Below are 24,620 nucleotides of genomic sequence, written 5' to 3'. Positions count from 1 at the left end.
ATGCCGGGTTTTTTGTTGCCAGGTAACAGCCCGTACCTCAGGGACGAAATACAGCCCTTCATCTGTCACCTTTTCTGTCCGCTATTGCTTTTGCCACTGGTGCTGGCGATCAGGCAATAGGGTGTATTGATTATCCTAAGTCTGATCAATATTGCCGGGCAGGGAGCGGTTATACGCCGCTTCACTGTTATTCAGCCTGAGTGAACAACCTGAATTTTGTGGCACTGAACACGGAAAGGGAAACAGAAAAGTGACCTCTTCCCCCTGTGGCGAGGAAGAGGTTTCAGGACTCAGGAGACTTCAAACAGGGTCTGATGGCGTGTTTCTTTGCTGAGCACCAGTGCCAGCAGTGTCAGTACCGCCATCGACGCCAGATATAATCCGACAGCGAACAGTCCGTACTTAGCATTCAGCCAGGTGGCAATATAAGGGGCGACAGAAGCACCTAAAATTGACGACAGGTTATAGGAGAAAGATGCTCCGGTATAACGGACTTCGGTCGGGAACAACTCCGGTAATAACGCACCCATCGGCCCGAAAGTCAGGCCCATAATACTCAGTCCGGTCAGTAAGAACAGCATCACCAGCCATGATGATCCGGATCCCAGCAGGGCAGGGAACAGCAAGGCGAAGGCAATAATCAGCAACGTGATCGCGATCATGGTGCGGCGGCGACCAAACCGGTCCGCCATAATACCGGCCAGCGGGATGGTAATGCCGAATCCGATAACCGCAATCATCAGCATCCACAGGAAACTGTTACGCGAGAAGCCTAAACCGGCGGGTGCGGGTGCAGTGCCGAAGCTCATTGAATAGACAGTCATAATATAAAACAGGGTATAGGTGGCCAGCATAATAAACGTCCCGATAATTGTGGCCCCGAAATGTTCAGAAAGCAGGGTGGCAATCGGCACTTTAACCTGTTTATTCTCTTGTTTAACTTTGTCGAATACCGGGCTTTCATGCAGCGACACACGCACATACAGGCCAATAATCACCAGTACGGCTGACAGAATAAAAGGCACTCGCCAGCCCCAGTCCATAAACTGCTGGTCAGTCAGCAGCCAGGAAAGCAGTAAAAAAGTGCCGTTTGCGAAAAAGAAACCGATAGGCGCACCCAGCTGCGGGAACGAACCATAAAACGCCCGTTTTCTGGCCGGCGCATTTTCGGTCGCCAGCAGAGCTGCACCTCCCCATTCTCCGCCCAGTCCCAGCCCCTGGCCAAAGCGGGCCAGGGCCAGCAATAAAGGCGCTGCCACGCCGATGGTGCTATAGCCAGGCAGTAATCCGATCACGACCGTCGAAATACCCATCGTTAATAAAGAGGCTACCAGTGTCGCTTTACGGCCGATCCGGTCGCCGAAGTGACCAAATACTGCTGAGCCGATGGGCCGGGCAACGAAAGCAATGGCGAAAGTTGCCAGCGACTGAAGTGTCGCGACAGTGGCATCACCCTGCGGGAAAAAAATATGTGGAAATACAATAACGGCCGCAGTGGCATAAATATAGAAATCAAAAAATTCAATGGCGGTACCCACCAGGGAGGCGATAACGACTTTTCCTCTTGAGTTCACCGGGGGAGAGTCTGCGGCTGATAAGTAAGGCTCAGTATGGCTGGTTTGCATAATAATAGATTCTTATTTTTGTAACGATGGACGAACCATATTACGCAGCTGTTTTATAGCCTTCAATCACCAAAAAGCCTGAGCTGGTGCGGATATCCGGCGATAAAGTGAATAATCTTTGATGTGTTCTCTTTGCCAACAGATGGCAATGGTTAGTCGGGGTTTTTTCAGAGTATTTCGCTAATTTAAGGCCGAAAAAAAGTGGCTCTGTCACTCTGATCGGCCTTTTTGGCTTAAAAATATCCGTGAGATAAAATTTTTCGCTGATTTAATCTCTGGTTACATTTTGTGATATCTCGGCGGACGAATCACTTTCCGCGGCGGCACTCTGAGTCTGTGCAGTATTATACTGAGCGGTGGCTATCCATGCTGCACAGAACAATGTCAGCCGGGCAAAAAAGTAAAAGAATGCCATCAGGCCCAGCACTGAACCGAATGCGGCACCGGATGGCGAAGACGCTACTTTTGGCAGCATAATCGTCATAATAAATTTAATCACTTCAAAGCCAATAGCGGCCAGTAATGTGCCCCGCAGTAAGGCTTTTCTGGGTGGCTGGTGGGCGGGTAATACCCAGAAAATCCATAAAAAAATCAGGAAGTTTGCTGATACAGAGATGGTCAGGGCAATAATCGTCATTACCGGCCGCAGCCAGTCGATATGATCTAACCCCAGCGCATGAACAATGGTTGCCTGCGCAGAACCTGCCACCGATGTCAGAGAAAGAGCAATCACCAGCGCCAGCATCAGACCGGTCAGAGAAATAAAATCACGGATATATTTCCGCCAGATTTTTTCATGATCCCGTTCGGTCCGTTCCCAGATATCCCGGGACTGTGCGCGGATAGCTTCGCGTAAATTCCCCACCCAGCTGATACCGGAATAGAGCGCCAGTAATAACCCCGTAATGCCCACGGTGGTGCGTTGCTGGATAGCCGTGTTTACTGTACTTTTCAGGGTTCCGGCCAGCGAAGGGTCACTGATACTGTTCACTATCTTATCAATGAGTTCAGCCAGCAGGTTTTGATTCGACGCCAGAACAAAACCTATGGCAGCGAATGACACCATTAATATCGGGATAATCGAAAGAAAGGAAAAATAGGTAATCGCCGCGCCAAACTGGCTACCCATCCGGTCATTAAACCGTTCAATTGCGCGTAAAAAATGGGCGACAGCAGGTATATTTCTGAACCAGTGAATACCTTCGGTTGCTTTAGTGATCGAGCGATCGACGGAAGGATTGCCGGTCTTAATCACGGGTTCCGGCTGTTTTTTTTCTCCGTCAGTGACGGGTGTTTTTTCCACCATGGAGGTCAGGGATCCTTTTGTAATGTAATAAACAACAGGATAATTATAGCGGGCAATTCCCTGACAGACGAACCGGTATCAGGGCAGCAGGAAATTTCCACGGATGCGGGTAGTGACCTGGCCACCTATCCACACCTCTTCCCCGGCGTAATCAATGACAATGCGGCCATGGTGACCGATTGATAACCCCTGGCGGGCTCGATAACTGTCAGTACGTCCCTGCGAGGCCAGGTACTGTGCCAGACCGGCATTAGCACTGCCGGTGACCGGATCTTCGGTAACAGCACCGTGTTTGGTAAATATCACACGCAATTCATAATCATCGCCACTATTATCACTGACGGGCGCAAAGAGAACGATCCCTTTACTGCCGGTGTGTTGTGCCAATAGCGCCAGGGATTTTGCAGACACTGTCAGGGTTCTGAGATGCTCTGTGTGTGCTAACGGTAGCAGTAACCAGCGACTCCCGGCTCCTGCAACTGCCGGTGGCATGTTATCGTCCGTGGATATCCCTGTAATTTCTTCAATCAGTTGTGATGACACCTGAGTTATCGGTGCCGGCGGAGCAAGGAAGGACAAATGGTTTTTCTGGTCAAGACGAACCGGGATGAGTCCGGCGGCACATTCCTGTATTACTCTCCCTTGTTTCGCGCAAATGGATCCGTTTTCCAGTAAGACATGAGCGGTACCCAGTGTCGGGTGCCCGGCAAAATCGAGTTCTCCGTCAGGGGTGAAGATACGGACACGATAGTCAGCATCTTTGTGTTGCGCGGGGAGAACGAAAGTGGTTTCAGAAATATTCATCCATCGGGCAATTTGTAGCAGATGCTGCTCTTCCAGATCCACAGCATTGCAGATCACTGCCAGCGGGTTACCCTGAAAAGGTAATACAGAGAAAACATCTGCCTGGCTGAAACTGACTTCACGGCTCATAACGGTTACCTGAATAGCGGGTGGACGACAGCTCAGTATGCCATCGGATGGCCGGGATAAGGCGCTTTTTTAACCGGGATAACAGCAGGTTATATTACATTGATTTGTCAGCGGATCCGGCGGTGACGGGGCCTGAACCCTGACAGAGAAGCCGGTGATATTGTGGTGTGAATATCCGTGCGGAGATGAAGAAGCCCGGCGGGGAATAAATCCCCCGCGGGCTGAAAGATAAGTTGGTGCTTACTTTTATACCGGAGTATCACCGCAGGGCGGTACTGATTGCGATGCTCTCATCCCGGGTCGCCGGAATAAGGGAAAACGGGAGCCCCGCTAACCGGCAGTGACGCGACAGAAAGCGGGACCAGCGGCTCAGCGCTCTCTTTACGCGAACGGTGAGCGGGTATTCACTCCGGAGTTACTTTCCCACGACGTTTGCCGTGTGATGACCCTCATCATTAGCCGCGGCCGGCGCTGTATTCTCAGGCGCGGAGCTGAGTTGCTCCGGGGCTGCATAATGTAAATTCAGACGATGACTGGTTGCTGAAAGCACCTGCTCGGTTGCTGCCACGTTACCGTCAAGGGATGTTCCGTAAGACGGGATCATCCGGCGAATTTTCTGTTGCCATGATGCTGAACTGAGTTCTGCCGGAAAGACTTTCGCGATCAGATCGAGCATGATTTTTGCGACAGTTGATGCACCCGGTGAGGCTCCCAGCAGGGCAGAAATGGTACCGTCTTGTGACGTGACAATTTCGGTGCCTAAACGCAGCACGCCTCCCTGCTTTTCATCATTTTCGATGATCTGCACCCGTTGTCCCGCCGTCACCAGACGCCAGTCTTCCGGGCGGGCACCCGGCACATAATTCTGCAGCGCTTCCATCCGGTCATTATCATTCTGCAGCACCTGACCAATCAGATATTTAATCAGGTTGAGGTTCTTACTGCCGACCTGCAACATTGGCAGCATATTTGCCGGTGTCATGGAACTGAACATATCCAGCAATGAGCCCTGCTTCAGGAATTTGGTCGAGAAGGTAGCAAAAGGACCGAACAACAGTACCTGCTTACCGTCCAGCATTCTGGTATCGACATGCGGTACCGACATTGGCGGCGCACCGACACTGGCCTTACCATACACTTTCGCCAGGTGTTGCTTCACCAGCTGCGGATTGTCGGTGACCAGAAACGATCCGCCCACCGGGAAACCGGCATAACGACGGGCTTCCGGAATACCGGTTTTTTGTAGCAGTGGTAATGCTGCACCGCCGGCACCGATAAACACATGGCGGGCGGTCAGTTTTTTTGAGGTATTTAAGTTCAGGTCCTGTACTGTGACCTGCCAGCGCCCGTCGGGTAATCGGTTGATCTCCCGGACTTCATGGCGGGTACGCAGGGTGAAATTATCATTTTTTTGCAGTGCATTAATCAGCTGCCGGGTAATTTCACCAAAGTTAACATCGGTTCCGGTCTCGGTACGGGTTGCGGCAATCGGGGCACCGCCAGTACGGCCCTGCATCAGCAGAGGCACCCACTCAGCGATCTGCTGCGGGTCTTCTGAATATTCCATGCCGCGAAACAGGGTACTGGATTTCAGTGCCTCAAAACGCTTACGCAGAAACTGAACATTCTCGTTTCCCCAGACAAAGCTCATATGCGGGGTGGTATTAATAAAGCGCTCCGGCTCACTCAGGCGTCCCATTTCGACCTGGGAGGCCCAGAACTGTCGTGAAATCTGAAACGCTTCATTAATTGCCACGGCTTTACTGATATCAATGCTTCCGTCGGCTTTTTGCGGAGTGTAGTTAAGTTCGGCCAGAGCCGAGTGTCCGGTCCCGGCATTATTCCAGCCATTAGAGGATTCTTCAGCAACACCGGACAGGCGTTCTGTCATCTCCAGAGTCCATTCAGGTTCCAGCTCCTGCAGAAAAGTCCCCAGTGTGGCACTCATCACACCAGCACCGATCAGTAATACATCGATGTCTTTTCCTTGCTGAACCTTTTGTCCTGCGCTGACCGCAGTGCTCATGGCGAGAGAAAGGTTCATTGTTGATTTACACATGAGGCAATATCTCCTCTTCTGTCGGGTGTCTTTCCCTGACAGGCTTGCGGGCAAAATAGAGGCCTTTCGTTAAGCATCCGGAGCTTGTCTGACAGGCCAAAAGTTATCCGGTAATATCCTGCCCGGGGGGGAAGGCGTTAATACCAGGTTATATGTTTTACCTATGAATATAACATTTCTGCCTCAGAATTAAACAAGTCTTTGTCGCGGATCTTTTATTAAAAAAACAGGCGGAATTTCTGCCTTTTACCGACAGCATTAATATTTAAAATTATTGAATTTCAACTGTTTATATATTTTTCTTCGCGGAAGGGAAAATAAAAATTCTGAAAGAAAGTGTGAAGAAGTTCAAAAAAACAAAATTTTCAACTAATTGATAATAAAATATATTTATTCTGTTATTGTTTAGAGGAGGAAGAGATATAAAGAGCAATATTTGTATGTTATTTGTTATTTAATTGTGTATCACCTCTGCGGGTTATCCTCCCCGGCATCGCGGGGAATGCAGGCTTATTTCAGTGGCGGGTGAAACGACGCCACAGAAAGCGAATCACAAAAAATTCCACGCTGCCAAGTAACAAAAACCACAGGCTGAAGACGATGGTATACAGCTGGTTTAAATCCATAATATGCAGTGCAGACATCAGCGCTCTGGCGACAGGCAACCCGAATGCCGGTGCCGGCAACAGTAAGGCTGATAAGAACCCCGCTAATAATATGCCACAGGGAATAAGCAAGCTTTCGAGAGGGTTTTTCATAATGATCCGCAACAGGAAAAGAAGAGTGCCTGACATTCTCCGGGAATTGCTGGCCGGTTTCAATCATCATCAGGGGATATTCATAAGGCGGAACTTATGCCTGCAGACAGCAGGATCTTTCTGAAGTTGCTTATTTTCCATTGAGTTAGCATAAACTTAGCGAATGTTATAAGTTATAGCCTTTGCTATAACTAACCCCATGATTTTATTGTCTTTTTTAATCCATCCCTTCGTGGTAGACTGCGCATCACCCGGTTGCCGGAAGTCAGAGCAACTTTAATTGTCCTGAGAGACAAGTCTGAGCGATAAACCTGATGGATGTAATTACTACAATTATTCTTGCCTTTGGCATGTCGATGGATGCCTTTGCCGCGGCGCTGGGAAAAGGCGCAGCACTTAAACGGCCGGGAATGAAAGAGGCATTACGTACCGGTGCTATCTTTGGTGGTATCGAAATGCTGACGCCATTGATTGGCTGGGGTATTGGCCTGGCGGCCAGCCAGTATGTGATGGCGTGGGACCACTGGATTGCTTTTCTCCTGCTGACGATACTGGGCGGCAGAATGGTGATGGGTGGCTTCCGGCATGGCGCCGCTGAGGTGTGTGTTGCCCCTGAGCGTCATGGTTTTATGGTGCTGGCGATGACAGCAGTCGCCACCAGCCTGGATGCACTGGCCGTAGGCGTGGGGCTGGCTTTTCTGCAGGTGAATATAGTTATTACCGCAGTGGCTATCGGAGCGGCGACGACGATTATGGCAACCACCGGAGTCTTAGTTGGCCGGTTTATCGGTCCTATCCTTGGGAAATGGGCTGAAGTCCTGGGCGGCGTTGTGCTGATAGGCATTGGCTGCACCATCCTTACTGAACATCTGGGTATATTCAGCTGATACCGGGTTCCCCGGGTCTGCCTTTCCGGCAGTATTCAGCAAAGGCATGTTGTCTGATCCGCCTTCACAGGCTATTATTTTCCGGCAGTATATACAGTGACGGCAGATCATCATGATCTGCCGTTTTACTGCCACTGCGGGGTGATGGTGTTCCGCCTCAACCAACCGCTGTTCTGATACCGGAACAGCTGATGACGCCTGACATAAAACTTAACCCGCCTGGCGGGGAGTTTGCTGTGTCAGGTGCTTTCCCCTGTCACCGGTCATGTCTCCCCGCGGCATAATAATATTCAGGAAACTGGTATGCTGAAGTCTTTTATGGCTGTGTTACTCGGGGGTGGTGCCGGGTGTTTGTTACGCTGGTGGTGCTCGGTCAGATTTAATCCGGTATTTCCGGGCTTACCGCTCGGCACGTTACTGGTCAACCTGGCCGGTGGATTTATTATCGGCGGGGCTCTGGCCTGGTTTGTCCGCCATCCTCAGCTGGATCCTGCCTGGAAACTATTAATCACTACCGGACTCTGTGGTGGTCTGACAACCTTTTCGACCTTTTCGGCGGAACTGATGGTCATGCTGCAATCCGGTAAGTATTTCTGGGCAATGAGCAGTGCCTGCCTTCATCTGTTCGGTACTTTACTGATGACATTTGCCGGCTTTACACTGATTACCCTCATCGGGTAGCAGAGTATCACGGCCGGTCCGGTGAGATGAATTGCCGGTACGGCCACAGGATCCGCGTGATCGGATCCTGTGGCCGCCGCCGATCTGCGGCATCAGCCCGTTTTCCGCTGACATGCTGAAGGATGGTGCGTTTTGCACTAAGCTATCGGTTAATTCTTCAGCTCCGGGTCATACGCTATGCTATCTGAACGTTTTGAACGATTTATCGATATTTTCCGTGAAGCACCTTCCGATTCTCCTCCTGAAACCATTGGCCGCTTCTACGCTTATTATCTGCGCCAGGTCTGGCCATCTTTTGCCGGGTTACTGGTGGTTGGCTTAGTCGGCGCGCTGATTGAAGTGTCGCTGTTTGGCTATCTGAGTAAGATTATCGATTTAGTGAATGCCTCAAAACCGGCGACCTTATTCACTGACCACTGGATATTACTTAGCTGGATGGGGGCTGTTGCATTGATCATCCGGCCGCTGTTTATCGGCTTGCATGATCTGTTAATCCACCAGACGATTAATCCGCGGATGACCAGTATGATACGCTGGCAGCATCATAAATATGTGCTGCGGCAGAGCCTGACCTTTTTCCAGAATGATTTTGCCGGGCGTATTGCCCAGCGAATTATGCAGACCGGTAATTCATTATGTGATTCTGCAGTACAGCTGGTGGATGCTATCTGGCACGTCTTAATCTATGCCATCACCGCCCTGGTACTGTTTGCGGCCGCAGACTGGAAATTAATGATTCCGTTAATTATCTGGATGGTAATATACGTTTCCTCATTATTATTTTTTGTCCCGAGGGTAAAACAACGTTCAGTGGTATCTTCTGAGGCCCGGTCGAAACTGATGGGTTTTATTGTTGATGGTTATACTAATATTGCGACCCTGAAGTTATTCGCCCACAGTTCACTGGAAGAAAATAAGGCCCGCGAGGCGATTCATGACCAGACCGTGAAAACGCAGCATGCCGGGCGAATGATAACCGCCATGGATGTTACGCTCTCGATACTGAATGGCGCACTGATCGTCAGTACCACCGGTATGGCGTTAATTTTATGGACTCAGTCGTTAATTTCGGTCGGCGCTATTGCACTCGCGACCGGGTTAGTGATCCGACTGGTGAATATGTCCGGCTGGATTATGTGGGTGGTGAACGGTATTTTTGCCAATATTGGTATGGTCCAGGATGGTATGGCGACTATCTCACAACCACTGAGTGTTCAGGATAAGCCCGCAGCCCCGGAACTGAAGGTCACTGCCGGAGAAATTCACTTCGACCACCTCTCTTTCCGCTATGGTCATGGCCGGCCAATTCTGTCGGATATCGATATCACAATTAAACCCGGAGAAAAAATCGGTCTGATTGGTGCTTCCGGAGCGGGTAAATCTACCCTGGTGAACCTGTTACTGCGGATGTATGACCTGAATGAAGGCCGTATCTGTATCGACGGACAGGATATTGCCGGGGTAACCCAGCAAAGTCTGCGCAGTCAGATTGGGATGATCACCCAGGACACCTCGTTACTGCACCGTTCTATCCGTGACAACCTGCTGTATGGCCGTCCTGATGCCAGTGATGCTGAAATCGCCGCGGCTATCCGCGGGGCGCGGGCGGAAGAATTTATACCTCAGTTGTCTGACTCCCTGGGACGGTACGGGCTGGATGCACATGTCGGTGAGCGGGGGGTAAAACTTTCCGGCGGTCAGCGGCAGCGTATTGCGATTGCCAGGGTACTGCTGAAAAATGCCCCGATTCTGATTATGGACGAAGCGACTTCGGCACTGGATTCAGAAGTCGAAGCGGCAATTCAGGAAAGCCTGGAATCACTGATGACCGGGAAAACGGTGATAGCCATCGCCCACCGTCTATCGACCATCGCACGGATGGATCGGCTGATTGTGCTGGAACAGGGAAAAATTGCAGAAACGGGGAATCATCAGCAGTTGCTGGAAAAACAGGGCGTCTATGCGCGCTTATGGCAGCGACAAACCGGCGGTTTTGTCGGCACAGATTAACCGCCGGCGGTGACAGGCGGGGTTGCCCGCCGGTGCAGAGAAAAACAACCACGGGGTTACAGGCTGAATCTCCAGTCGGGTATACTGCCGGGATATATTTAATATTTTGCGGGTTGTTATGGAACGTTTTATCGAAAATATGATGTATGCCACTCGCTGGCTGTTAGCGCCGGTTTACTTAGGACTGTCGCTCGGGCTGCTGGCATTAACGATCAAATTCTTTCAGGAAATTGTGCATGTTCTGCCGCATATTCTCTCGGTGACCGAAAATGAACTTATCCTGTTGTTATTATCGCTGATAGATATGGCGCTGGTGGGGGGATTGCTGATTATGGTGATGCTGTCCGGCTATGAAAACTTTATCTCAGCGCTGGATATTGATGAGCATAAAGAAAAGCTGAACTGGCTGGGAAAAATGGACTCCGGCTCGCTGAAGAATAAGGTCGCGGCCTCGATTGTCGCCATCTCTTCGATTCATCTGCTCAGAGTATTTATGGAAATGAAAAGTATCGATAACAGCAAAATACTCTGGTATATCCTGTTGCACCTGACCTTTGTACTGTCAGCCTTTGTGATGGGATACCTGGATAAAATGTCACGTTATGGCAAATCAGCCCATTAGTCCTTACCGTTAACCTGATGCTGCAACGGCTCCGCTTTCTGACGGGGCCGTTTTCTTCTCTGCCAGCCTGCGGTTTGGATCCGCGGATCACCGGAACAGACTATTTTGTCGCCGGGCGGGTACCTGTCAGGGTGGGCATCACCTGCTTTATCATGCTGAAAAAATGGCGTAGCCTGGCCGGGTAATAGCTGGCCCACGGATAAGTCAGCCAGACCGGTAGTGGCGGAGCCTGCCATTCCGGCAAAGGTTCCAGTAAACGGCCTGTCGCCAGATCATCAGCCACCAGCCAGGACGATACCAGCGCGACCCCCATTCCCGCCACCGCCGCTTTTCTTACAGCATAAATGCTGTCACTGAGCAGGCGGGGACTGATGGTGATGGTCTGACTGAGTGCATGATGAGTGTGTTTCAGGGTAATTTCAGTACGATAAAAAGTGCTCAGGGAAAGCCACGGAAGGGCCGCCAGATGGTCGAGTGTTTCCAGCGGCGGTACACTGGCCAGCAATTGTGGTGTGGCAACCAGACTGCGGGGGACTTCGGCGATTTGAATCGCGACTAAATCCGGGTCACTGAGCGCACCGACCTGGATAGCACAGTCAATATTTTCGGCCACAAAATCAGGGGTACGATCATTCAGCATCCACTCGATATTCAGGGCCGGGGACTGTTGTAACCAGTCAACCAGTGGCGCAATCATCTGGTCCTGACCAAAGGCATGGGGAGCCCGCACCCGCAGTGTACCCACCGGTTCATCGTGGCTGTTAGTCAGTTCATCTTCCAGCGCATACCAGTTACCCACCAGCTGCCGGGCCCTGCGGTAACAGCGTTCCCCGTCATCGGTAAGTTTCAGTGCGTGGGTTGAGCGCATAATCAGTTTCTGGCCGAGCATATTTTCTAATGCCTGTAACCGGCGGCTGACCGTTGGCTGACTGACCGAAAGCTGCCGTGCACAGGCCGATAAACTGCCACTTTCCACAATCCTGATAAAGGTTTGCATCAATTCAATGCGGTCAATACTGCCGGACGAGACGACTTTCATACGTACCACGCATAACAGATTTGTGTAATCCGAGTCTACCATGCATTAAAGAGTTCAGGTTTACTTAACTCAACCCTGATACGGAGAAAGAATAATGTCAGCAATTGAGCAGACCACAAACGATGAACACCTTTCAGCCCCGCTACTGTTTACCCTGGCCGCCGGTGCCGGGCTAAGTGTTGCTGCTATTTATTACAGCCAGCCAATGCTGGGACTGATGGGAAAACAGTTTAATGCGACTACCGCCCAGTCGGGACTGATCCCGATGCTGACTCAGGCAGGTTACGCACTGGGGATCCTGTTGCTGACGCCACTGGGGGATCGCTTTGATCGTCGTAAGCTGATCGCCGTGAAAGGATTATTACTGGTTGCGGCACTGATACTCTGTGCGGTTGCACCGGGACTGAATTTATTACTGGTCGCGAGCTTGCTGACCGGGCTGGCGGCGACCATGGCACAGGATATTGTCCCGGCATCGGCGGCTCTGGCACCGGAACGCAGCCGCGGGAAAACCGTCGGCACGGTAATGACCGGGCTACTCACCGGGATCCTGTTATCACGGGTAGTCAGCGGGATTATCGGTGAATATCTGGGCTGGCGGAGTCTGTATTTTATTGCTGCGGCATCGGTATTATTGATTACTCTGGCACTATGGCGGGTATTACCGGTTTTTCGTCCATCGGCAGCGGTTCCCTGGACTTCACTGATGCGCTCCCTCTGGAAGCTGTGGCATCAACACGCGACACTGCGGCGTGCTGCGATTGCGCAAGGTCTGTTATCTGTCGCTTTCAGTGCTTTCTGGTCAACGCTGGCGCTGATGCTGTATCAGGATTTTGGTCTGGACAGTGCGGTGGCGGGGGCATTCGGTCTGGCAGGGGCCGCGGGCGCCCTGGCAGCACCTTTAGCCGGGGGAATGGCGGACCGTATTGGTCCTGCCCGCGTCACTCAGTTAGGTGCCGGACTGGTTATTTTTGCGTTCGGGCTGATGCTGCTGATGCCGTTATTCCCGGCAGAAGGGAAGCTGGGGATAATTGTTGTCAGTGCCATTATTTTTGACCTCGGGATCCAGGCATCACTGGTCGCCCATCAGACCCTGGTCTTCCGGCTGGCGCCGGAAGCACGCAGCCGCCTGAATGCACTGCTATTTACGGTCGTATTTATCGGTATGGCGGCCGGTTCCGCCCTCGGAAGCCTGGCACTGACCCACGGGGGCTGGAATGGTGTCGTGATCCTGTCAGTGATTGCGGCGGTGCTGGCTCTGGTGGTGCGTTTATGCAGCCGCCACCTGCATAACTAATATTAGTACCGGGAGGCGCTGCTCCCGGTATTGCCTTTCTTACTGATTTACTGACTGACCGCGGGGTGCTGTTACCGGCCATTAAATGAAAATGAGTATCATTTAATTTACTCGCTGTGATTCTCAATGCTAATATGCCGGGCAATAATTCATCAGCGGGGCCTCTTCCGTCTTTACCGGCAACTTTCCCTATGAACAGTCTTTCGTCTGAAATCAATCAGCGCTCATTTTTAGTCGCGGATTTTCGTGAATTCGGCAGCCGCTATGGGATTGATTATCGTTTTCCCGGCGGTGACGATACTACCGAACTGGTCAGAGGGCGGGTGGAAGAGTGGCGACTGTCATCCGGGATGAGTGTGACCCATTCTGACTTACAAATCCTGCATCCCTATGAGTCAACATCGGCGGGCAGTTCTCCCCTGTATATGCTGGTGGTACTGGAAGGCCATGTGGATTTACAACTGAATGGTCAGCCCGTCAGCCTGTCAGCAGGTAGGGTGCTGAGTACCCCGCTGGGAAAAACGTCGGTTCTCTCTGCCCGTCATCATAAAGATCAGCGGCTAATCACTCTTTCCCTCGGATTTAGCCCGGTTTCCTCCCCGCCACAGTCTCCGCTGGCAAGGGTATTGAAAAGCGGGCCACGCACCGGTACCCCGTTTACGGTCTGGCATTTGCCCGACTCTCTGCTGGCCAGTATGCGCTTTGCTATCGGTTATCAGTCGACGGCCGCTGCCCGTGAACTGATGCTGGAAGGACTGATGCTGCAGTTACTGGGGACGATGATAACGCCCCCCGACTGGCAGCAGAATACACGAACCTTGCCCGGTGAACGTCACCGGCTGGAAGTTGTTCGTCAGTTACTGGCCTCCAGTCCGGAAAAAAACCATTCTCTCGAATCCCTGGCAAAAACAGCAGCCATGAGCAGCAGCAGTCTGCGGACTAAATTCCGTCAGGCTTATGGTGATTCTGTTTTTAACTATTTACGTGATTGTCGCCTGGCACTGGCCAGACGTTATCTGCAGCAGGGCTACAGTGTACAGCAGGCAGCATGGATGTCTGGCTACCAGCATGCTACTAATTTTTCCACTGCCTTTCGGCGTCGCTATGGTATCAGCCCCAGTCATCTGTGCAGCAGCCCCGCGTCACGTATATGACCGGTGCGCCTGCCGTCTGTCTTTTGTCGTTTTTCATACACAACATGTCACCTGGCATAGGCGTCATCCTGTTGAAAAACGTAATAATAGCAGCCTGAAAATCAATAAATTACGGTAATACTTTTTATGGCAAGGCAGATGAAAAAAACCGCTCCGGGGCTCTGTGGTTACCGGCTGGCAGTGAGTACAGCATTGATGCTGTCATCGCCGTTATGGGCAGCGACAGAGACGCTGGTGGTGACTGCCAGCGGGGAAGCGGGCGGGCAACAAAATACCGTCGCGCCGTATATCAACAGTGCGACGAAATCGGCAGTGCCGGAAACCCGGACCCCTCAGACGGTTGACTCAATCAGCCAGCAACAAATCGGCATGCGCCATGGGAATTCCCTGAACGAAATTTTACGCTATGACGCGGGGGTGGCTTCCGAACTGCGCGGCTCCACTACCTATATGAGTGAATATAAAATCCGCGGTTTTGCGGCAGACCATGAATATTATGATGGTCTGGCACTCCCCTATAATGTGGTCGGCAATACCAAAGCGTTTATCGACCCGTTACTGATTGACCGCGTGGATATTCTGAAAGGTCCGTCATCCGTATTATATGGCAATGCCTCACCCGGCGGACTGGTCAATATCGTAGGGAAAAAACCCCTGTCACACAGCAGTACCCGTCTTGGTGTGACTACCGGTAACCGGGGGCTGAAAGAAGGCTATCTGGACTCGACCGGGCCTATTGCTGACAGCAACTGGAATTACCGTCTGGCAGGGAAAGGCAGTGAAGGCAGTGATCAGCCGGTCACTACCAAACATGAAAGCTATCTGATAGCACCTTCCGTGAGCTGGCAGCCTGATTCAGATACCCGCCTTACGCTGGATGCGTTGTATGAGAATCAACCCGGGCTGACACCGTCAAATCCTTTACCACTGGCTTACCTGCGCAGCGGTTATGCGTCACGCCGCTCATATGCCGGTGACCGCTGGAATGGGTTTAAACAACGGCAGGGGATGATCGGCTACAGTTTTGAACATCAGTTTAATAGTGGCTGGGGTGTGGTACAGCGGGCCCGTTATTTTACCCTGAACAGTCACCAGCGCAGCATTTACGCCACCGGCACCGACACCAGTGACACACAACTGTCACGCTTTGGCTATACCACAGATGAAAGCGTTGACAGTATTAACCTTGATAATCAGCTGACCAAAACCCTGGAATGGGCAGGCTGGCAGCATCATCTGCTGGCCGGTTTTGATTATCAGCACCTTAACTCTGATATGACCTGGCGTTATGCCACCCGTAACCCCGGCATTAATATGCTCAACCCCGATTATGATCAGGTAACAACAGATAATGCGGGGCTGTATACCTCGACGAATAACCGGCTCAGTTTTCACCAGAGCGGTTATTATCTCCAGGACCAAATGACGCGGGGTGGCCTGAATGTGCTGGCCAGTCTGCGTTATGACGATTATCAGTCATCGACGACCGATTACCTGAGCGGGGGCAGTAAATCATCGATTGACCAGCATAAACTGACTAAACGGCTCGGTGTTCTGTATCAGTTCAGTAACGGCCTGGCACCTTATCTCAGTTATTCAGAAGGTTTCCTGCCGGTAGCGCCGCAGGGCACCCTGACGGCCAGCCAGGCAAAAGCGACTACCAGTAAACAACTGGAAGGCGGGGTAAAATATTTACTGTCTGAGTATGCGACTACACTGACCGCATCGGTCTTTGAGATCAGACAAAAAAATGTGCTGACGACTGACTATACCTACACTGCCGGCGGGTTACTGAATTATCGTCAAACCGGTGAAGTCAGGTCCGACGGGGCAGAACTCAGTATTGTCAGCCGCCCGCAGGACAATATGACGCTGATTGCCAGCTATGCCTATACCGATGCGGTAAATAAGAAAGATGACCTCTACCAGGGCAAACGGGTGACGCAGGTTCCGCAAAACAGCCTCAATCTGTGGGGAGACTACACCTTTGAGCAGGGCATTTTTAACGGACTGATGCTGGGGGCTGGTATGCGTTATTACGGTAAAAGTGAAATCACTCCGGACAATGCATTACCTGCGATTGGCGGTAATACGCAGTATGACCTGGCGGCCAGCTACGATATGGGGGTATTAAGTCAGTCACTGCAAGGGCTGACACTGAAAGCCGGTGCCCAGAACCTGACCAATAAAATGACCTATACCTGTTACAGTAGCAGCTATTGCTGGATAGGACGGGATCGCAGCTGGCAGATAGGCGCTGACTATCGTTTCTGAATCTACCGTACTGCGGTAATGGCGGCCCGGCCGGTGAGCCCGACAGTGGCCGTCAGGTTATTGCAGTGCGTACTTTTTTACTTTATCGAACAGTGTACTTTTTGCGATCCCCAGAGCTTCTGCCGCCTGGGAAACATTACCGTGATGTTTGCTGAGTTCGGAAATAATTAAATCTTTTTCGAAATGCTCAACCAGCTGCGGTAATGTCAGCACTGTCTCGGAGCTGTGACGCCCGGCTTCCCCGGTCATACCGAGGACACAACGTTCGGCTTCATTCCTCAGTTCACGCACATTTCCGGGCCAGGACCAGGTCAGGTAGTTCTGCATTTTTATTACATCAATTACCGGTACCTCACGGCCAAAGGTTGTGGCTGCGGTTTCGGAAAAATATTTAAATAACAGAGGAATATCTTCACGGCGCTCACGCAGTGGCGGGATAGGCAGTTCAATGACATTCAGGCGGAAATTAAGGTCAGCACGGAATTGTCCCTGTTCTGCCAGCAATCCCAAATCGGCTTTGGTAGCACTGATCACCCGGATATCCACAGGAATCGCCTGATTGGAACCGAGTCGCTCAATCATTCGCTCCTGCAGTACACGCAACAGCTTGATTTGCATAGCCATTGGCATACTTTCAATTTCGTCGAGAAACAGCGTCCCGCCCTGAGCATATTCAATTTTACCAATCCGTTTCTGGGTTGCTCCGGAAAATGCGCCGCGTTCGTGGCCAAAAATCTCGCTGTCGAACAGCGTCTCCGGCAGACCACCACAGTTGAGGGCGACGAAATTACCGGGCCTGCCACTGAGGTCATGAATACAGCGGGCAAGCAGCTCTTTACCGGTACCGGTTTCACCATGGATCAAGACATTCGCGGGCGTTGCTGCGATATTTCTCACAGTTTCACGCAACTCACACATCGGTTGTGCATGGCCGATAAAACGACTATCCAGGTCACTGACATGGGCCAGTTTCTGGCGCAGTTTCTCAACTTCCAGTGTCAGTTTTCTCTTTTCCAGCGCACGGCGTACTTGCTGGATTAATACCTGGGGTGAAAAGGGCTTAGGCAGAAAGTCATAGGCACCGCTGCGCATAGCTTCGACCGCCGTCATAATATCGCCGTGACCGGTGATCATAATCACCGGAACCTGAGGAGCGACGGACTGCATTTGCTGCAGAAAATCCATACCACTGAGGCCCGGCAGGCGTAAATCAGTCACCACCACGCCGCTAAAACCGGGGGGCAACATTTTCTGTGCCTCCTCAACTGAGCCGGCTCCGGCGGCGGGGATATCTTCAATCTCCAGCGACTGAATACAGCTGGTGCGCACGGACTCATCGTCCTCGATAATTAATACATGGTAATCAGCCAATGAGATTCTCCTGCTGTGCCGGACTGAGCTGCAATCGGATGGTAAATCTGGCCCCGCCGCTGGCCAGGTTATCGGCGCTCAGGCTGCCATGAAAGCTTCTGATAATATCTGCCGAAATGGCCAGCCCCAGTCCGAGTCCGGTGGTTTTTTTGGTCGTAAAAAAGGGTTCAAAAATATGTTCGATAATCCCGGCGGCCAGCCCCGGACCGTTATCGGAAACCTCAATAATCGCTTCTGAAAAGAAACGGAATAAGCGCACCGAAATTTCCGGGGATGGCCGGTTATCCAGGACATCAATCGCATTCGCCAGCAGGTTTACCAACACCTGTTCGAGACGTAAGCCGTTGCATTGCGCATAAATTTCGTCACACGGAAACACTTTGTGCAGCGTAATATGTTTCTTTTCCAGCCGGTGTTTCAGCAGCATCATCACATTATCGATACAGTGGCTGAGGCGTACCTGGCTGATGCTCTCATCGGAGGGCCTGGCGAAAGAACGCAGCTGGCCGGTCAGCACGCCAATACGGTCAACCAGTGCTGAGATCCGGGTCAGATTTTCACCGGTGGCTTTCAGGTTGCCGCGTTGCAGAAAAATAAGCGTATTCTCAGAATAGGCGCGGATAGCAGCCAGTGGCTGATTAATCTCATGGGCCAGTCCGGCAGAGAGCTGGCCGATAACTGCCAGTTTTTCTGTACGAATCAGCTCCTTTTGCAGATTCCGCTCCCGTTCTTCAAAGCCGAGCCGTTCGGTAATTTCTTTTTCCAGCTCCAGATTTTTGGTCCGGAGTTCACGGCTTCTCTCTGCGACCAGCACTTCCAGCTGACTATAAGCATCCCTGATCGCGTTGTTATTCTCGGCAATCTTACGGACCAGTTTCATACGCTGGCTAACAAAATAACCGAAGAAAATAATTGAACTGAGTATGCTGTCGATTAACGCAATACGCAGCCAGATATCGCGGTAAACCGGCGTTGCCGGCAACATACCGGTTAAATACATACTGGTACCGGGGATCGGCGCCCGGGCGGCCAGATAATGCTGACCGGCAATCGTCATAAGCGTGAAACCTGCCGGATGCCGGTCAGCACGGACTTCCGGCAGCGGAGTGATCTTATAACCGCCAAATTGCCGTGTATTCACTGCGGTTTGTAAGTCTTCGGCTTCCGCAATCCCCAGAGTATGGTATTTCCAGCCCGGGATATTCGAAGCAATGATTATCCCGCTGGCATCTGACAGGGCCAGTGGTTCACTGAGCGGCGCATCGGCGACGAATAAATGGTCCATATTAATTTTCAGTGCCAGCACCCCGATATCTTTTCCTCCGGCCGTCATCCGGGTCGAGAGGTAGTAGCCGGGCATATTTTCTGTGGTGCCGACCGCATAGAACGCCATCACATGATCACTCACTGCCTGGCGAAAATAGGGCCGGAAAGAAATATCGTGCCCGCGCAGTGCATTCGGCCCGCAAGACTGCTCTGAGGCGATGATAATGCCCGCTTGTGAGGCCAGGAAAACCTGACCGGCACCAATCACCTGACTGATATTTCTGAGTTTCTGACTGATGACGGTATAGGGTACGCGTTGCGGAGTGAGGAGATAATTTTGCAGGTCACTGTCCATTGCCAGGGTCAGTGGCAGATAGCGGTATTTATCCAGATTACGTTCGAACGTATTTATTTTACTTTTCAGGCTTCGCTGAATCTGTGCCTCGGTTTTAGCCAGCGCTCGCGGCAGAAGACAGAGGTAACTCAGCCAGTCAGTCAGCAATACCGCAAGGATAATACTCGCGGCCAGTAACAGACTATGACGCGAAAAGTTAAAAAAACCACTGGCGGGGGGGATTTTGTTTTCTTTCTGAAACATTGCTCATTTTCCTGCTTTACTGATTGTATCGCGGGGATCCGGGCGGCAGCACTTCTTCTGACGACCGGATCCGGATCAGTGTTTCAGAGTAAGGCCGCGCCTTAATAAATATTAAGAAGCACGATAGTCAGTACTGCCATCACTAAGCGCGACACCGCATAACCTACCGTATAGCCGATGGCCGGAACGCTGCTTTGGGCCGCATCCTGAATTGCGCCGAGGGCTGCCGTGGTGGAACGGGCGCCGGCACAGACACCAAATAAAATTCCCGGATGAAAGCGGAAAACGTAACGTCCTAATATCAATCCAAGGATCAGGGGAACCAGTGTAACAATGATCCCGCAGATAAATAAGGGCAACCCGTAATGTTTAAGTCCGCCAATAAATCCTGATGCGGCATTAATCCCGACAATGGCAATAAAACCATTCAGACCCAGATTATTTAATAACCAGATAGCCGGATTGGCTATTTTACCAAAAGTCCGTTTGACCGAACGGATATAACCGCAAATAACCCCTGCAACAATGGCACCAACATTGGTACCGAGGCTAAGCGGAATGCCGCCCACATGGATAGTAATGGCACCAATCAGGCAGCCAATGGCAATACCGGCACACATAAACATTAAATCAGAAGTATTGCTGTTACGGTCAGCATAACCGGTTTTTGCGGCCAGGGCGGCGACATCTTTGCCTTCACCTTTGACGGTCAGTACATCGCCGGGTTTCAGGGCTAAATCCATATCCAGCGGCAGTGTTTCATCGGCACGGGTGACGGAAAGCAGAAAAATACCATGGCCGGGACGGCTGAACTCGGTATAGACCAGCTCGCCGAGGGTTTTACCGCGTGCCGCCTGTTTACTGAGGACAATATCCAGTTTCTCAGTGGCAAAATTAAGCAGGTTAATATCGGCACTTTCCGGACCAATCAGCGACTGACTGGCGACAATATCCTGCAGGCTGCCGGAGGCAATAATTTCCGCGCCCTGAGTCAGCAGGGTATCGGCTTCGCACTGTGTCACCGGACCTTGTGGCTGATAACGAATACGGCGGATAAATACTTTATGTCCCAGCATATCTTCTGCCTGCGCGACCGTTTTTTGGTCAAAATCGGGGTTTTGCACAGTCAGTGCTCTGGCGACATGGGCAATGTACGCAGAATCTTTAATTTCCTGGTGGCGGCTATGCGTTTTTTCGTAGTCACGGCAGGCTTCGGGCAGGTTAATTCCCATCAGTCTGGGGCCCAGGGTTGCCAGGAACCAGGCAGAACCGGCGGTACCAAACGGATAGGTAACCGCATAGGCGACCGGCAGTAATGCAGCCGCAGCCGCGGCATTCTGGGACATCACACTGGACGCTACACCCAGCACCGTCGAGTTAGTATATCCCCCGGACAGTAACCCTGCGGTCAGCGCGCTGTCATAGTGGAAGATTTTGCCTAACAGAATGGCGGTTCCCAGTCCTGACAGACAGATAATTACCGTAAACACTACCTGAGGCAGACCGTCACTTTTCAGGGCACGAATAAATTCCGGGCCCACCGCATAACCGACGGCGAACAGGAACATATCAAAAAACGTCGATTGCATGACCGGGGAAATATGTAAGTCGAGCTGACCTATCAGTAGTCCGGCAATTAATGTACTGGTGACCACCCCAAGACTGAATTTTCCGAAGGTAAAGGTACCAAACCATGCGCCTAATGCGAGGGTCAGGTAAATCGCAATATCGGGATTCTCATGCAGAGTGGAAATAAAGAAGTTCATGATTTTCTCCTGATGGAAAAAAGGGGCGGGTAAACGCCCCTGAAATACTGTCCCTGAAATAAACCTCAGTCGGGGAATTAATAGTGAGGTTTATAAAGCATCTCTTCGATCCAGCTGCGGATATTCGCCGGACGTTCAGCCTGTGCCAGTCCGCTGTCAAACATGTATTCGACAATACGGGTTGCGGTGGTGATTTCGGTCTCCAGAATATTGTCCTGGCTCGGATACAGCATGCCTTTTTTCTGCATGTCGGCGGTCACCTGCTCAGCGGTTGCATGAGCGGCCACAATAAAGCATTCATCGTTTAGTAGCAGCGGTCTGGCGGCGTAGGTTGCCAGGCCAATGGCCGGGTAAATGTAGAAATTATTTGCCTGGCCGGGCAGGAAGGTTTTGCCGTCCATATCAAATTCCGGGAACTGGACACCGGCCGCAAACAGGGCTTTACCTCCGGACCAGGTATATGCCTGCTCAGCTGTACATTCCACTTTGCTGGTGGGATTAGACAGAGCAAAAATAATTGGCCGCGGATTAATTTCACTCATTTTTTCTACCACCTCACGGGTAAAGGCACCGGCGCTGGTACTGACACCAAACAGAATGGTCGGTTTGAAATCTTCAATCACCTGCACTAAATCACGGGAAGGTTTCGCATCCAGAGCAAACTTCTGTTGTTCCGGACTCAGATCCTGACGGGAGGTTTCGATAAGACCGTTGATATCCATGTAGGCAATGCGTGAACGGGCTTGTTCTTCTGACAGGCCCAGATCACGCAGCTCTGCACAAATCAGTTTACCGATACCGATACCGGCAGAACCTGCGCCGTAGAACAGCACCCGTTGTTCTGTCAGGCTGGAACCGGTGATGTTCATCGCGCTGGCGATACCGGCCAGTGCAACGCTGGCGGTGCCCTGAATATCATCGTTGTAGCACAGCACTTTATCTTTATAGCGGTCCAGATAACGGATCGCATCAGTGCCTTTCCAGTCTTCAAAATGAATACAACAGCCAGGGAACACCGTCTGAACTGCCTGCACAAACTCTTCGGTCAGTTCGTTCAGTTCCTGCTCGCTGACAGGTGCTTCGCGGGTACCCAGATACAGCGGATCAGCACGCAGTTTTTCGTTAGTGGTACCGATATCGAACAGTACCGGCAGTAAACATTCCGGAGGAACAGCAGCACAGGCGGTATACAGTTGCAGTTTACCGATAGGGATCCCCATGCCGTTCGCCCCGATATCGCCCAGGCCAAGAATACGTCCACCGGTAGAGACACAGATAAATCGAACATCTTTGACTGGCCAGTTTTTCAGTACTTCGGCCATACGGCCTTTCATATGGCGGGTAATGTACATACCGCGCGGACGACGATAGATATGGCCAAACTCCAGGCAGGCGTCGGCAACGATTGGATCGTACAGGATCGGAATGAAGCGTTTCGGATCGGACATAACGGTTTTATAGAAGACGACCTCATTACGTTCTTCAAGGCCAATCAGATAGATATAACGTTCCAGGTCGTCTTTTTTGCTGTCCAGATGATTCAGTACGCGCTGAACCTGCAGGTCAAGTGATTCTATGGACGGTGGCAGTAACCCTTCCAGATGTTTACTTTTACGTTCCTGCTCGCTGAATGCAGTGCCTTTATTCCCTGCTGCGTTATGCAGTAAATCCATGCCTGAAAGGGAAATTGTTTCCATAGTCATGATATAGCTCCTGTAAACAATAGAATAAAACCAGTGAAATAACGCGTTTGCTAATCCTGGTTATCTATTGCAACGGGCGTGCCAATGGCTGATAAATTTTATCTTGATGAAATTAATGGTTTTTTTATTTTGCGTCTTGCAGCAAAGGACGGATTTCCGGAAATTAAGGCTTTCTGACGGCGGGATAATCGGCGGTGTTTATTTTTTATACCTGGCAGCAGGTTAAATTAATGTATAAGTAAGGTAATATAAGTTAATTTCAGGCGTATTTTTTTAGCATACTTATAAGTTTTCACCTGAACCGGAAATAGAAAACTTATTTTATGTTTCATTTCTGAGATTATTTTTTCTGTTTTTCAGCCCCGGCAGAATAAAACAGTCTGCTATTAAGACTCTCTGGCCGCCTGTCGGTGGGTACAGCGCTCTCCGGCTATTTTTATCCATGTAATTTGTCCGGTTTTCCGTCCCTGTGCTGTATTGCTGAAAAAACGTGCGGGCTTGTCAGGCACCGCACAGCAGATAAACAGCGTAAAACACCCTCTGGAACAAAATTTCATTAATCGAAATATAAAATTCTGTTGTAATTGTTTACCAGAAGATGGCATTTGCTGTTAATTTCGGTGATTTTCTGACTATTCAGGATCTCAGCCGTGTCTTAAAGAATGGTGTACCGGTTTTATTTTTGGCTATAACGATTGAGTTACAGTGAGTGAAGAATTAAAGGAGTTATAAACAATGAAAATGAGTACCTCGAAAACACGTGCTAAACATATTCGTTTTCCACACCATATCCTGAGTGATATTCAGGAATCATTAAAGAAAGAAAGCAGCGAAAACTTTTCTGCCTGGGTGATTGAAGCCTGCCGTATCAGGCTGAGAAAGAGCAACTGATCACGGTATGTAGCAGCGTATTACCACGGCAGCATCATTATAAAGCAGATGACAGTAATACCGGACGGAGGGACTTGTCCGGGCGCTATTGTTTCTTCCCGTTCCCCGCTTTGATACCTTCAGGCTCTCTTTTCTGTCCGGCCGGTTCTCTGAATGCCGTCTCTCCGGTGTTTATCCGATTCTGATCACAAAATTATTCGCCGAAAAAAGCAAAACATGATGTATATCGATTTTCTGATTTAAATGTTTATTAAATGTTAATTAATAAGCTGGTTTTGTGTTTAGCTGTGTTCAGATAAAACAAGAAACTTTCTTCTTTGCCGGTGGAAAAAAGGGTCTGGTCAGCCCCGGAAAAGGCTGACAGATAACCGCCGCAGATT

The 24,620-nt window shown here is 50.8% G+C and carries 18 protein-coding genes and 1 riboswitch; of the genes, 8 read left to right on the top strand and 10 right to left on the bottom strand.

Going from position 1 to position 24,620, the window contains the following annotated elements:
- Positions 1-290 precede the first annotated feature (290 nt).
- From JK198_RS10655 to JK198_RS10635, 5 genes are all read right to left on the bottom strand, one after another.
- Complete coding sequence (locus JK198_RS10655; protein WP_212708662.1) at positions 291-1,625, bottom strand: MFS transporter; 1,335 nt, start codon at positions 1,623-1,625, stop codon at positions 291-293.
- A gap of 268 nt (positions 1,626-1,893) precedes the next feature.
- Positions 1,894-2,931 carry an inner membrane protein YhjD gene (yhjD, locus tag JK198_RS10650; RefSeq protein WP_283092709.1) on the bottom strand — a complete coding sequence of 346 codons (1,038 nt, stop codon included), beginning with the start codon at positions 2,929-2,931 and terminating at the stop codon, positions 1,894-1,896.
- 78 nt (positions 2,932-3,009) lie between these two features.
- On the bottom strand, positions 3,010-3,864 hold the full coding sequence (locus JK198_RS10645) for a PhzF family phenazine biosynthesis protein (RefSeq protein WP_212710510.1): 855 nt from the start codon (positions 3,862-3,864) through the stop codon (positions 3,010-3,012).
- A gap of 415 nt (positions 3,865-4,279) precedes the next feature.
- On the bottom strand, positions 4,280-5,923 hold the full coding sequence (gene mqo, locus JK198_RS10640; RefSeq protein WP_212710509.1) for a malate dehydrogenase (quinone): 1,644 nt from the start codon (positions 5,921-5,923) through the stop codon (positions 4,280-4,282).
- Positions 5,924-6,438: 515 nt separating this feature from the next.
- Positions 6,439-6,681: a DUF1158 domain-containing protein gene (locus tag JK198_RS10635; RefSeq protein WP_212708665.1), complete on the bottom strand. Its 243-nt coding sequence runs from the start codon at positions 6,679-6,681 to the stop codon at positions 6,439-6,441.
- A gap of 314 nt (positions 6,682-6,995) precedes the next feature.
- On the opposite strand from JK198_RS10635, the gene mntP reads away from it, so the two are divergent.
- The 4 genes from mntP to JK198_RS10615 all read left to right on the top strand — a co-directional run bounded on the left by mntP (position 6,996) and on the right by JK198_RS10615 (position 10,881).
- The gene (gene mntP / locus JK198_RS10630; protein WP_212710508.1) at positions 6,996-7,568 is read left to right on the top strand and encodes a manganese efflux pump MntP; all 573 of its coding nucleotides are present in this window, start codon (positions 6,996-6,998) and stop codon (positions 7,566-7,568) included.
- A 131-nt stretch (positions 7,569-7,699) separates the two neighbouring features.
- Positions 7,700-7,776, top strand: a riboswitch (Fluoride riboswitch).
- Between the two features lie 95 nt (positions 7,777-7,871).
- Positions 7,872-8,249: a fluoride efflux transporter CrcB gene (gene crcB / locus JK198_RS10625; protein WP_212708667.1), complete on the top strand. Its 378-nt coding sequence runs from the start codon at positions 7,872-7,874 to the stop codon at positions 8,247-8,249.
- 177 nt (positions 8,250-8,426) lie between these two features.
- Positions 8,427-10,259: an ABC transporter ATP-binding protein gene (locus JK198_RS10620; RefSeq protein ID WP_212708668.1), complete on the top strand. Its 1,833-nt coding sequence runs from the start codon at positions 8,427-8,429 to the stop codon at positions 10,257-10,259.
- 118 nt (positions 10,260-10,377) lie between these two features.
- Positions 10,378-10,881: a TIGR00645 family protein gene (locus tag JK198_RS10615; protein ID WP_212708669.1), complete on the top strand. Its 504-nt coding sequence runs from the start codon at positions 10,378-10,380 to the stop codon at positions 10,879-10,881.
- A 100-nt stretch (positions 10,882-10,981) separates the two neighbouring features.
- Here the strand turns inward: JK198_RS10615 and JK198_RS10610 are convergent, their stop codons facing one another.
- Positions 10,982-11,920: a LysR family transcriptional regulator gene (locus JK198_RS10610; RefSeq protein ID WP_212708670.1), complete on the bottom strand. Its 939-nt coding sequence runs from the start codon at positions 11,918-11,920 to the stop codon at positions 10,982-10,984.
- Between the two features lie 94 nt (positions 11,921-12,014).
- Here JK198_RS10610 and JK198_RS10605 point away from each other — a divergent pair, with 94 nt between their 5' ends.
- From JK198_RS10605 to JK198_RS10595, 3 genes are all read left to right on the top strand, one after another.
- Complete coding sequence (locus JK198_RS10605) at positions 12,015-13,217, top strand: MFS transporter (RefSeq protein ID WP_212708671.1); 1,203 nt, start codon at positions 12,015-12,017, stop codon at positions 13,215-13,217.
- A gap of 191 nt (positions 13,218-13,408) precedes the next feature.
- Positions 13,409-14,371, top strand: a complete 963-nt coding sequence (locus JK198_RS10600; RefSeq protein WP_212710507.1) for a helix-turn-helix transcriptional regulator — start codon at positions 13,409-13,411, stop codon at positions 14,369-14,371.
- A gap of 195 nt (positions 14,372-14,566) precedes the next feature.
- Positions 14,567-16,645, top strand: coding sequence for a TonB-dependent siderophore receptor (locus JK198_RS10595; protein WP_249213312.1), 2,079 nt, complete (start codon positions 14,567-14,569; stop codon positions 16,643-16,645).
- A 57-nt stretch (positions 16,646-16,702) separates the two neighbouring features.
- Here the strand turns inward: JK198_RS10595 and JK198_RS10590 are convergent, their stop codons facing one another.
- The 4 genes from JK198_RS10590 to JK198_RS10575 form a co-directional block, all read right to left on the bottom strand.
- On the bottom strand, positions 16,703-18,016 hold the full coding sequence (locus JK198_RS10590) for a sigma-54 dependent transcriptional regulator (RefSeq protein WP_249213309.1): 1,314 nt from the start codon (positions 18,014-18,016) through the stop codon (positions 16,703-16,705).
- Positions 18,009-19,880 (bottom strand): ATP-binding protein, encoded by a 1,872-nt coding sequence (locus JK198_RS10585; protein WP_212708673.1) that lies wholly within the window; start codon positions 19,878-19,880, stop codon positions 18,009-18,011. Before JK198_RS10585 ends, JK198_RS10590 begins: the two co-directional genes overlap by 8 nt.
- Before the next feature lie 101 nt (positions 19,881-19,981).
- A complete protein-coding gene (locus tag JK198_RS10580) occupies positions 19,982-21,646 on the bottom strand; it encodes a hypothetical protein (protein ID WP_212708674.1) in 1,665 nt (554 codons plus the stop codon).
- 77 nt (positions 21,647-21,723) lie between these two features.
- The gene (locus JK198_RS10575) at positions 21,724-23,349 is read right to left on the bottom strand and encodes an NAD-dependent malic enzyme (protein ID WP_212708675.1); all 1,626 of its coding nucleotides are present in this window, start codon (positions 23,347-23,349) and stop codon (positions 21,724-21,726) included.
- A gap of 735 nt (positions 23,350-24,084) precedes the next feature.
- Here JK198_RS10575 and JK198_RS10570 point away from each other — a divergent pair.
- Positions 24,085-24,240 carry a YlcI/YnfO family protein gene (locus JK198_RS10570; protein WP_212708676.1) on the top strand — a complete coding sequence of 52 codons (156 nt, stop codon included), beginning with the start codon at positions 24,085-24,087 and terminating at the stop codon, positions 24,238-24,240.
- The last annotated feature ends 380 nt before the right edge of the window (positions 24,241-24,620 follow it).

This window comes from Tatumella sp. JGM91 (assembly GCF_018257575.1).
In the GTDB taxonomy this organism is placed as follows: Bacteria; Pseudomonadota; Gammaproteobacteria; order Enterobacterales; family Enterobacteriaceae; genus Tatumella; species Tatumella punctata.
This window is presented reverse-complemented; position numbering and strand designations above follow the sequence as displayed.

Excerpts from the sequence above, each read along its gene's own strand:
- JK198_RS10655 (WP_212708662.1), bottom strand. The coding sequence starts at position 1,625 with ATGCAAACCAGCCATACTGAGCCTTACTTATCAGCCGCAGACTCTCCC.
- yhjD (WP_283092709.1), bottom strand. The coding sequence starts at position 2,931 with ATGGTGGAAAAAACACCCGTCACTGACGGAGAAAAAAAACAGCCGGAA.
- JK198_RS10645 (WP_212710510.1), bottom strand. The coding sequence starts at position 3,864 with ATGAGCCGTGAAGTCAGTTTCAGCCAGGCAGATGTTTTCTCTGTATTA.
- mqo (WP_212710509.1), bottom strand. The coding sequence starts at position 5,923 with ATGTGTAAATCAACAATGAACCTTTCTCTCGCCATGAGCACTGCGGTC.
- JK198_RS10635 (WP_212708665.1), bottom strand. The coding sequence starts at position 6,681 with ATGAAAAACCCTCTCGAAAGCTTGCTTATTCCCTGTGGCATATTATTA.
- mntP (WP_212710508.1), top strand. The coding sequence starts at position 6,996 with ATGGATGTAATTACTACAATTATTCTTGCCTTTGGCATGTCGATGGAT.
- crcB (WP_212708667.1), top strand. The coding sequence starts at position 7,872 with ATGCTGAAGTCTTTTATGGCTGTGTTACTCGGGGGTGGTGCCGGGTGT.
- JK198_RS10620 (WP_212708668.1), top strand. The coding sequence starts at position 8,427 with ATGCTATCTGAACGTTTTGAACGATTTATCGATATTTTCCGTGAAGCA.
- JK198_RS10615 (WP_212708669.1), top strand. The coding sequence starts at position 10,378 with ATGGAACGTTTTATCGAAAATATGATGTATGCCACTCGCTGGCTGTTA.
- JK198_RS10610 (WP_212708670.1), bottom strand. The coding sequence starts at position 11,920 with ATGAAAGTCGTCTCGTCCGGCAGTATTGACCGCATTGAATTGATGCAA.
- JK198_RS10605 (WP_212708671.1), top strand. The coding sequence starts at position 12,015 with ATGTCAGCAATTGAGCAGACCACAAACGATGAACACCTTTCAGCCCCG.
- JK198_RS10600 (WP_212710507.1), top strand. The coding sequence starts at position 13,409 with ATGAACAGTCTTTCGTCTGAAATCAATCAGCGCTCATTTTTAGTCGCG.
- JK198_RS10595 (WP_249213312.1), top strand. The coding sequence starts at position 14,567 with ATGCTGTCATCGCCGTTATGGGCAGCGACAGAGACGCTGGTGGTGACT.
- JK198_RS10585 (WP_212708673.1), bottom strand. The coding sequence starts at position 19,880 with ATGTTTCAGAAAGAAAACAAAATCCCCCCCGCCAGTGGTTTTTTTAAC.
- JK198_RS10580 (WP_212708674.1), bottom strand. The coding sequence starts at position 21,646 with ATGAACTTCTTTATTTCCACTCTGCATGAGAATCCCGATATTGCGATT.
- JK198_RS10575 (WP_212708675.1), bottom strand. The coding sequence starts at position 23,349 with ATGACTATGGAAACAATTTCCCTTTCAGGCATGGATTTACTGCATAAC.
- JK198_RS10570 (WP_212708676.1), top strand. The coding sequence starts at position 24,085 with ATGAAAATGAGTACCTCGAAAACACGTGCTAAACATATTCGTTTTCCA.